This window comes from Bacteroidota bacterium (genome assembly GCA_017303975.1).
GTDB lineage: Bacteria > Bacteroidota > Bacteroidia > JAFLBG01 > JAFLBG01 > JAFLBG01.
In genome coordinates this window covers 99,775-109,202 of the sequence record JAFLBG010000006.1, presented here as the reverse complement: position 1 = coordinate 109,202, position 9,428 = coordinate 99,775, and the positions used below count along the sequence as shown (strand labels likewise).

Sequence of the window (9,428 nt, the reverse complement as noted above, 5' to 3'; positions counted from 1 at the left end):
GCCAAACGCCTGTTAGCAGCATACCCTTCTTCTTTGTCTTGATGTTTTGATGTCACGTTAAAAAGAATCCACAAATAATTCCACCAATTAGTCCAAGTCCGAGTATAGGTTTATACTGCTTTGTAATTATTGCGTCTGGTAAACTTAAAATAAACCCTACAAGCCCGCCTTTAAGCCATCCAAGCATAGGAAGTTCCATATTGAAGATGATAAATCCAATTGCGAATCTGCTGATAAATGAAGCTGTGATTGCTCTTGTTTTATCTTCAAATTTCATAAAGAACATTGGAATGATTGACACTATTCCGAAAATTGTTCCTGCAATAAATCCTTTGATAATATTGTCCATTTGTCTACTTTTTAAGGTCGTATGCTGCCTTTAACCAAGTTAATAATTCTTTGTTAACGTCTTTGGGGTTTGTCAATTTGATTGTGTGGTGAAAACGATTTACTGAGGCTTGTTCTACCTTTGATACTCTGTCGCTTGTCAGTTTGTAGTTTAAGTGAACTTCAAGGTTAATGTAGTCCTTACGGGTATATACACCTGCAAAGCCGAATCTATTCCCGAGATGAATACTTGTCTTTTTAGGTTCAATTTTTAGTTGTCCGAATTTTTGAAGGTCAGTAATAAGCTTTTCGTAAATGTCAGTTACGATTTGTTCTTTGTCTTTTAAATGGTCAAGTTCAGAATATTCCATTGTCTTTGTCAGTTTATTGGTATTTGCAATGTCGTCAGTTAGGGTTGCTGCTAACGGTTTTCGGCTTGGCGATGTGGCGGAAATCGAAGCACATATGTTCAGTTTTGCACCAAAGTTCAATCGAAGAACTGCTGTTGAATTTAGCACTTCAGCCGCCATATTGCCAAACCGATGTTAGTGGCAGTTTTATTTGTTCTCTCAATTCGTTATTTATATTTTCTTTTGTCAAACCTACTGTTTTCAAGGTCTGCCATAATTCTGTTTCAGATTTTAGCAATACCAATAATTTATCTTTTCCATAAATTCGCATTGTCCTTTCACAAATAAGTGCCGAAGTCAAATATGGAACTGAAGTTTCATTTTCAAAATAAATTCTTTCATATGGGTCAAAATGTTCAGCAAAATTAAATGTCAGATTTTCTGCGATAAATTTCGCTAATTTTTTACGATGCCATTCATAGTCGTATTTACCACTTCCTGCAATGTATGTTGCAATTCCCTCGTCAATAAATTTGTCAATTTTGGGATAAAGTTCGTGAGTATAAATGTGTACTATTTCGTGTGTATAAATTTCGGAATTATTCCCTGAAAAAATAATATTACCATAATCAGCAAGTCCGCCAGTTTTGTCAACATACATCATTGGATTGTAGTCAAAGCCTTTTATTTCAAAAATTTCTTTTGGATTTACACAAGAATAATAAGTTAAATAAATTGGATTACACTTAAAAAATTGGCAAAGTTTTTCAATATCATTTTTTTGTTCAGCAATTTCTTTTTCGTTTGCTATTTTATTTGGAGATATTTTATAGGTCAAACCCAGTTTTACGTCTGTTATTGCTGTCCAATTTCTAGTTGAATAATCCAAATATCTGCTAAATACTATTTTGTCTTGTTTGATGTTAGCAATTAGATTGTATATTGATTTTAACTGATTTTCTTTTGTTTCATTGTTATGTCCGATAAAAGCAAGCTTTACAATTTTTTGATTTTGTCTTTCGGTAGGAATTATATCCACTAAAGTAGGCAAATAAAAATCTTTCCCATATTTTGAGTTTTCAATATTATAAATGTCGAGATATGGATAAATGAACTTTTGAAAATCTGATTGAGCCCAAAATTTATTCTCTGTCATCGAAGTATTTTTGGTTTTTAGAAATTCAGTCAACGTTTCAATAATTATCTGATTTGTTTTGTCAGTTTTGTCAATAATTGGAGAAACGGTCAATGCAAATTTATCTTGCTTTGGTACTTGTCCGTTACAAGCCAAAGTCAAAAAAGTCGTTAATATGAGTAAAATTTGTTTCATTGTTCAGTTCTCTAAAAATTGCCACTAACGTTTCGCGGCTTTGCGTAGTGGCGGATTTCGAAGCACTAAACTGTCAACCCTCCACAAAGTTAATTTGAAAAACTGACCTTCAATTTACCACTGCACCCGCCATTACGCAAAACCGCTGTTGTGTGCTGCCCTTCTGTCTTTATCGTCTGTTTGTCAGTCATTTAGTATCTACTTTGTCTTGGGTTAGCTTGGTGGCTCTTTTGCAAAACTTGGCTTTAGCGTGGGATTGTGCGGTTTTGCAAATGTGCCTCCAAATGCGTTGGTGTTTTAACGTGTTTCTAAATAATATTTTGCTCTACTTTCTTTAAATAATCTAAGTTGTTCAACGTGTTCTTTATACAATTTATGAAGTCCGTTTTTAGATGTTTTTTGTTCGGGAAATGTCAATGAAAAAGCATCTGAATCGTTTGTGTGAATTGCATTTTCAGGTACAGCTTCTTTAATTTTTTCTAAAGCACTGAAATAATATGTTTCGCTGATTTCACAAGCGGTTAAACTCAAACCTGCTTTGTAGCAAGCAATCGCAATAGTTCCGCTACCCAAATGTGTGTCTAAAATTTTGTCACCTTGTTTAGCGTACATTTTCAAAAGCCATTCGTAGAGTTCAACAGGTTTTTGTGTCGGATGAATTTTATTTCTGTTTTTTCTTACGCTAAATTCAAAAATTTTTGAAGGCTTGTCTAACGAACTCCAAGCCATTTCAGCCATTGAAAAATTATTTAGCGTTTCTGGTTGTTTTTTGTCCCAAATGATAAATCCTTTGTTGTATTCACTTCTTGTCCATAGTTGCCCAAAGTAGTTTCCGCCCCATATAATTTGATTTTTTGAAACACGAAATAACTCATTGAAGTAATCATCATTGGGTTTTACATCCCATTGACTATATTCATCCATATTGAATTTATAGTCACCGCCACGTTTTGTTTTGTTTAATATTCCATAAGGTGGGTCCACTATTGCAAGGTCAAAATAATTGTCGGGATACCTTGCCATTAATTCTATATTGTTTTCTCTTGTAATTGTAATCATAGCAAGTTTATTTTGAAGTTGCGAACCTTGAAATAGTCAAGTCTGAAATGTTTTTACTGATGTCTTTTCCTAGATTATTGATAATAATGCTGTCAAAATCTTCGTAGTCAATTTCTCTTACATCATTGTCAATACAGTTGTATAGATATTCAGAAAAAGTATTTGCACGTATTATCACAATTGGACTTGTACGAATATCTTGCAGTACCGCAGGAACGTATCTTGGCGTAACAACTATTGTATAAGCACCACCAATTTTTTCTCTGTGTCCTGCCAATCGTCCTGCGTTTACGCTAGAAAGTTTGTTTTTAGTTGATTTGGCTTCAACAGTAAATTTCTTCTTTCTTGGAATGTACAAACATTCCAAATCTGTGTTTCCTGCTCCACTGATTTTTTGTGCTTCTACATTGTGGAACATATTGAAACCGTCTGCCAAAGCATCCTCAAATAGATATGCTTCTGCTCCTTCGTTATTATTGGCGTATTGTTCAATTAGTTTTGGAAGATTTAGTAACTCAAATTTAAAGTCATCAACAGCTTCGCCAATTTCAACCAAAAGTGTTTTTGGATAAAAACTGTAAATTTCTTTGATAACGTCTAATTTCAGACGTTCAGGGTCATTAAGTAATAATGGTTTTTCTAAAAACGAATATTCGTTTTGTAGCTGTTCAACCAATGATTTTAGATTATCGGGAATAGAAACTTCGTTTCTTGTAATTTTTCTAAATGTATTTGTAGTTCCGTGTTGCAGTTTGGTAATAACTACACCATCTTGTTTATTCAAAACACCTGCACTTTCAAACAATCTTGAAACGTAATAATCCCATTCATATGCAGAGTTCACAAAGGCGTGTTTGTTTTCTTGGAATTTCTCTTCAAGTTCATTATCTGAAAGTTTTCGTAAGTCCAACAATTCATTGACTAATTCATTGTAAGTCTCTTTAGTTGCCTCTTGTAGGAAAACAACAGAATAAGCAACTTCAAAAGCATAAAGTTTATTGGAAAGTTTAGGTTCTGAAAGTAGTTTGTAAATCAAACGAAAAGGATACAGTTGAAAATCGTTGGCTGTTCCGCTATGAGGGTGCTGATATTGAACAGCCCAAAGCATTGTAAGAAAAATTTTCGCTGTTTTTTCTTTGTCTTCAACGTGTTTTAAAAATAAATTCCCAAGCGGACTGAATAAAAATCTGTCCTGCCCGTCAACTTTGGCTTGATAGCCAAACATATAATACGAAAGTTGATTGATTTTGTGATTAATTGCATCAAGCGGCAATTCAGGATTTCTCTCGTTGTACAATCCTAATTCACGCAACTTTAAATTTAATTGCGTTTTCTCGTCAGTTGAAATGCCTGTCTTTGTGTACGACTTCAAAAATTCAGCAACAACACAAAGTTTATCAAAATCCCTTGTGTGTCTGTACAAAATCCATTTCTTACTATCAATTCTTAAAGTCATTTTATTGATTTATTTGAGCAACGATATTTTTAATTAGTAAAGGTGGAATACATTCTCCAATACATTTTCTGATTAATAATTCAGGGGTTTTATCTGGAATATTCCAATCTTGAGGCAATGATGATAGTAACATTAATTCTAATGGAGTTAAGACCCTTGCATCTGAATAAATTCCATTTTTCAGTTTCCTTCCTGGATGAACATTTAATTGAGAGCTAATTGCATCATTTCTCATAGTAATTGTTGGTGCGGGTTCATCCCATTTAATTCGTCTGTAAGTTGTATTGTAGCTTTTAATCTTTTCTCCATTAGCTTTAACTGGAAAAAAATTGGGGTTATCAAAAGCCGTTTGACCTGTTGGAGTATGCTTCATCCATTCAATATGGCTTTCAGAATGTTTCCTAGCAAAATGCCATTTGATTTTTGATTTTTGCCCTGCTTCAATGCTTGGCAAAAAACCAATTTTATCTTCTACGGTTATTTGCTTTTCAGATTTTTTTGGTTGTCCCCATTTTTTACCTTTTCGATACAATTTTATAATTGCTCTTGTTCGTCTTTGAGCAACGCCAAATTCAGCTGCATCATAAACATTAGCTTCAATATTATATTCTTCTCCAAATAAATCGTTTAAAATATCTATGACCTTTAAAAATTCACTTTTGTATGGTAAAAGAAGCTTGAAAAATGTTGGGACATTTTCAATTAATACAAAATCAGGAGATTTTAATTTTATAAAATCAATTATTTTAAAAACAAGGTAATTTCTCTCGTCATTGAGCATTTGCTCCGTATTTCGATTTTTTCCTGCAACACTCATTCCTTGACAAGGAGGTGAAGCAATAAGAAAATCTAATTTTTTCGGGGTGCTTTTGACAAGGGTTTTAAATAAGGTTTCATCTAAAATATTTCCAGCGATCATTTTAGATGTCGGATATAGTGCTTGGTAAAGATTTGCTCTTTCTTGTATTAATTCATTGGCAGCAACAATCTCTATTCCTACTTCATTTAAGTAAGTTTCTGCTATGCCTGCACTTGAAAATAAAGATGCTCCTATCATAGTTAAAACTTTATTTTTCCTTGTTCCACCTTTTTAGTTCTATAATACTTAGCTTTTTCTTCGGCTAGTGTCAATAGTTCGGCTGAGTTCGGAACTCGATAAATCATTTCTGCAATTTTTTCGCTGTAAAATTCGTTTTCAAGTTTCTTGATGTCCAATTTGAAAATCTTTGCAAGTTTTGGAAGTTTTTCTTCAGGTATACTGCGTTTCTGATTTTCAATTTTAGAAAGTGTCGATTGGTCTATATCAAGAGAAGCCGCAAGTTTGGTCAAAGTCAAACCGTGCTCAACTCTCAAATTGTGGATGTATTCTCCAAAAGTTTCTTTCATAGTCTTGAATATTTTGCCTTGACAATTTTGTCAAAAGTAGTAATATCTCTGTTGATAGCCAAAATATTTAGCAAAAACTTGTCAACTACTGATTAGGGTGGTGGGTGGGCTTGGGTGCGGTTGGGCAAAATAATATGTGCTGCAATTTGTGTCGGCTTGTGCGTTGGCTTGCAGCTCTTTTTATTTTGCGAAGGGTTGGCATTTTGTCTGTCTTTTTTCTGTTCGTTTATTGTCGGTAGTGTCGTCTTTTGGGGTTGCACACAACGGTTTGGGTATTGCCGAAGGCGGGGATTTTTAGCGCAAAAGTTCAAACGAAGGACGAATGTTGAACCTTGCACAAATGTCCAATCGAAGTCGTTCAGCCCCGCTTTTGGCAATACCTTGTTGTACGACGTAGTTATTTATTTAGTTTTTAATTCGTCCAAATATTTTCGTATGTCTTTTTCTAATTTTTTGGGATAATCATAATTTAGTTTTTTCGATAATTCAGTTCCAATTTTTGAAACTAAATCAGCCATTGCAAATAAAGCATCCCAATTATCATTTTTTTTACTTCCTGAAAATGTTTGTTCTATTGTTTCCCACAAATCGGTAGTCAGGTATTTTTTAAAAAGTCTGCCGTATTTATTGGTTGTAATATTCCAATTATGTTCGCTTGAAATGTACCATTCGATTAAAGGGATTAAATAGTCTGTTCGGATATTATTTTCAGTCATAAACTTTGTATAAAACAAGTCATCCCTAATAATACATTTTGCGGTATGAGCAATGTCCCACCAAAAGTCATTTAAAACTTGTTTGAATTTTTTTTCTGTAGGTTTTTTTATTATAAAAATCTGGTGAGTAGGCTTTTTTAGACTATTTGTTAGCCCTTCTTTATCCACCAAAACTTTATAGCCAATATCCCAATCTTCGTGTAATTCATTTTTTTTTGCGTCAAGTAAAAATTCGGGTTTGCTGTATAATTTGAAATCTACTTTGACATAGTCAGCATATAAAACCATTTTCATAGCGTGTTTACCTTCGAAATAGGTTTCGTCTTCTTCAACCATTGCAATTGGATTTCCAAAATTTTCTGTCCAAGTATTGTCTGAAATATATTTGGCGTTATTTTCGAATATAAGTTCAATGTCTAAGTCGCTAAAATCGTCAACAGGTGCTAATGGATTTACAAGTGAACTTGTCAATAATACTGCTCTTATGTCTCGGTTATTTTTAGACCAATCAATTATTGCTTTTAGTTTTTCGTCACGAACTTTCATTTTTACGAGGTGGGTTTTACTATGTCGTACAACGTTTCGCGGCTTAAAAATGTGGCGAAAATGCAACACCAAGCCTTCACAAATATAACCAAAACTTTAAATTAAACAATAGCGTAATTTCGGATTTTCCCGAAACTCGCCATATTTTTAAACCGCTGTTGTGTGCTGCATAATATTTTCAGAACTTAAAAACTCAACACAAAGTTTATCGGCAAAGTTCGGGTTTTCACGCAACGTTTATTTTCAGGTTTTGATTTCACAACGTATTTTCAACACAAAGTTTATCGACAAAGTTCGGTTCTGTTTTAGTTTTTCACGCAAGATTTTTCGGCTAAAATTTATTCAGAAAAAATAGGAGAGGAACGTTCAGCGTAAGTTCGGAAAATATGTTGCACACAACGGTTTACGGCTTGGCGATGTGGCGGATTTTTAGCACAAAAGTTCATTGGAATTACTACTTTTGAACCTTGCACGAATGTTTCATAGAAGCAGTTCAGCCGCCATATTGCCAAACCGATGTTAGTGGCAGGTTTTATTTTTCTGCCCATATTTTTTCATTCGGTAAACGTAATAAAAATGTTGTAATCTGAGAAATAAGTTGTTGTGCTATTTTTTTCAAAAACTACATTTTTGTTTTGTTTAATCTGACTGTTAAACACTGGTAGCGAATTTACTTTTATTTCAAATCCGCAAATTCCTTGCAGTTTTTTTGAGTGCAATAATTGATTTATTTTGCTTGATTTTTTTCCGTCTAACAAATATAAATTGCTTTGTCCTACTTTAAATAATCGATAAGGCGTTTCTAAATAGTTGCCACTTTCAATTTCTGTAAAACCTAATGCCTTATATTTTTTAATTTCTACTTCAATTTTATTTGTCAGAAAATAAATTGCTGTTAAGGATTTTGCCGTATTTGAATGTGTTGTAATTGTTGCATTTTCTTTCCAATTTTTGTTAACGTATTCAATAAAAAATAAATCAGCGTTCTCAGGTTCAATAGTTTGCCATATTTTAGTACTGTCAGCAGTAAATTGCATGGTTTTTTCTTTCAACATTTTTTTTATCAATTCAGCATTTGAAACTGAAATAGCCAAAGAAGTTCCACCTTGTCTTGTTTTTAAAAAGTTAGCGTAATATTTGCCAATAGTTTGTGAATTGTCCAAAGGTTCTATAAATTCAAGATAAGTGCCGTCTTGAAATTTTACAAAACAGTTTTTTATGCCTTCGTGTACTTTTCCTTCTTTTATGGTGAAATGTAATTGGTTTTTAAAAATATCTTTAATTTTTACTAAATCGTTTACCACAATGGGAATATGGTCAATGGAATTAAATAAAGAATTATTTTTTATAGAACTTTCATTGCCTTGTAGAAATCCCAAATCATAGAATATTTTTTTTGTTATTTCTTTTCTACAACTTCCAAAATCATCTCGATTGTTTTTTCTGTTTTGCAACAATCGAGTGGCAAAGAAATAGGTATTATTTTGAGTTTCCAAATAACCAACCCACCAACCTGTGTTAGTATTGTTTTCTCTTGTCCAACCTGTTTTTGCTCTAATCGTATAATTGTTTGTTTGTTCGGAAAGCATCACTTTTTTTACAATTTCTATATTTCGTTCTGAAAAAGGTAATTTTTCCTCGTACAAATTTTTGATAAATTCAACTTGATTAATTGGTGAAATACCGAAGTTGCCGAAGTTCCAAAAATCATCATTGTTTTGAGTAAGATTAAGATTTCCATAATTACAAGCGGATAAATATTTTTTGTAGTTGTCTTTGCCTATTTTTTTTGCCAACTCAATAAACACCCAACCTGCCGAAACTTCAAACGCTTGTTTAACTGACATATCGTGATAAATTTCAGGTCTATAACCGTACTTTACAGTATCTGTTTTGCCAACCCATTTCACAATTTCATTTTCGTCTTTTATAGTTTTAGTTTCTAAGGCTATCAATAAATTAATGATTTTGAAAGTTGAAGCTGGCAAACTTTCGGTCTTTACATTGAGTGTGTCAGATAAAATCCAATGTTGATTATTTTTATCGAAAATTACGATAGAGCCTTCTACACCACAGTTTTTAAAGTATGTTTCAAAGTCATTATGCACTGTGAAGTTGTTGTTCTTTAAATTGTCAAAGAGTGAATTACTTCTCTTTTGTTGTGAACAAGATAGACAGGTAGATAATGTAAATAATAATAAACTGAGTATTTTCATTTTTCTGTATGAATGTTATTTTTATGAAGTATATCTTTTTAA

General features: G+C 32.8%; 9 protein-coding genes. All 9 read right to left on the bottom strand.

The genetic code is table 11. The annotated features are described in order from the left end of the window. Positions 1-52 precede the first annotated feature (52 nt). The gene (locus J0M08_03970) at positions 53-349 is read right to left on the bottom strand and encodes a hypothetical protein (GenBank protein MBN8702196.1); all 297 of its coding nucleotides are present in this window, start codon (positions 347-349) and stop codon (positions 53-55) included. A gap of 4 nt (positions 350-353) precedes the next feature. Further along, positions 354-857: a hypothetical protein gene (locus J0M08_03965; GenBank protein ID MBN8702195.1), complete on the bottom strand. Its 504-nt coding sequence runs from the start codon at positions 855-857 to the stop codon at positions 354-356. Then, a complete protein-coding gene (locus J0M08_03960) occupies positions 847-2,007 on the bottom strand; it encodes a hypothetical protein (GenBank protein ID MBN8702194.1) in 1,161 nt (386 codons plus the stop codon). Before J0M08_03960 ends, J0M08_03965 begins: the two co-directional genes overlap by 11 nt. A 297-nt stretch (positions 2,008-2,304) precedes the next feature. After that, the gene (locus tag J0M08_03955) at positions 2,305-3,066 is read right to left on the bottom strand and encodes a site-specific DNA-methyltransferase (GenBank protein MBN8702193.1); all 762 of its coding nucleotides are present in this window, start codon (positions 3,064-3,066) and stop codon (positions 2,305-2,307) included. 7 nt (positions 3,067-3,073) lie between these two features. Then, the gene (locus J0M08_03950) at positions 3,074-4,522 is read right to left on the bottom strand and encodes a restriction endonuclease (GenBank protein MBN8702192.1); all 1,449 of its coding nucleotides are present in this window, start codon (positions 4,520-4,522) and stop codon (positions 3,074-3,076) included. Between the two features lies 1 nt (position 4,523). Further along, positions 4,524-5,579 (bottom strand): DNA (cytosine-5-)-methyltransferase, encoded by a 1,056-nt coding sequence (gene dcm / locus J0M08_03945; GenBank protein MBN8702191.1) that lies wholly within the window; start codon positions 5,577-5,579, stop codon positions 4,524-4,526. Positions 5,580-5,581: 2 nt separating this feature from the next. After that, positions 5,582-5,908 (bottom strand): helix-turn-helix transcriptional regulator, encoded by a 327-nt coding sequence (locus J0M08_03940; GenBank protein ID MBN8702190.1) that lies wholly within the window; start codon positions 5,906-5,908, stop codon positions 5,582-5,584. A 401-nt stretch (positions 5,909-6,309) separates the two neighbouring features. Next, on the bottom strand, positions 6,310-7,170 hold the full coding sequence (locus J0M08_03935; protein ID MBN8702189.1) for an AadS family aminoglycoside 6-adenylyltransferase: 861 nt from the start codon (positions 7,168-7,170) through the stop codon (positions 6,310-6,312). Positions 7,171-7,724: 554 nt separating this feature from the next. Next, positions 7,725-9,386 carry a VOC family protein gene (locus J0M08_03930; GenBank protein MBN8702188.1) on the bottom strand — a complete coding sequence of 554 codons (1,662 nt, stop codon included), beginning with the start codon at positions 9,384-9,386 and terminating at the stop codon, positions 7,725-7,727. Positions 9,387-9,428 lie beyond the last annotated feature (42 nt).

What these genes read in the sequence shown, in the direction of transcription:
- J0M08_03970 (MBN8702196.1), bottom strand. Translation starts at nt 349, where the DNA reads ATGGACAATATTATCAAAGGATTTATTGCAGGAACAATTTTCGGAATA.
- J0M08_03965 (MBN8702195.1), bottom strand. Translation starts at nt 857, where the DNA reads ATGGCGGCTGAAGTGCTAAATTCAACAGCAGTTCTTCGATTGAACTTT.
- J0M08_03960 (MBN8702194.1), bottom strand. Translation starts at nt 2,007, where the DNA reads ATGAAACAAATTTTACTCATATTAACGACTTTTTTGACTTTGGCTTGT.
- J0M08_03955 (MBN8702193.1), bottom strand. Translation starts at nt 3,066, where the DNA reads ATGATTACAATTACAAGAGAAAACAATATAGAATTAATGGCAAGGTAT.
- J0M08_03950 (MBN8702192.1), bottom strand. Translation starts at nt 4,522, where the DNA reads ATGACTTTAAGAATTGATAGTAAGAAATGGATTTTGTACAGACACACA.
- dcm (MBN8702191.1), bottom strand. Translation starts at nt 5,579, where the DNA reads ATGATAGGAGCATCTTTATTTTCAAGTGCAGGCATAGCAGAAACTTAC.
- J0M08_03940 (MBN8702190.1), bottom strand. Translation starts at nt 5,908, where the DNA reads ATGAAAGAAACTTTTGGAGAATACATCCACAATTTGAGAGTTGAGCAC.
- J0M08_03935 (MBN8702189.1), bottom strand. Translation starts at nt 7,170, where the DNA reads ATGAAAGTTCGTGACGAAAAACTAAAAGCAATAATTGATTGGTCTAAA.
- J0M08_03930 (MBN8702188.1), bottom strand. Translation starts at nt 9,386, where the DNA reads ATGAAAATACTCAGTTTATTATTATTTACATTATCTACCTGTCTATCT.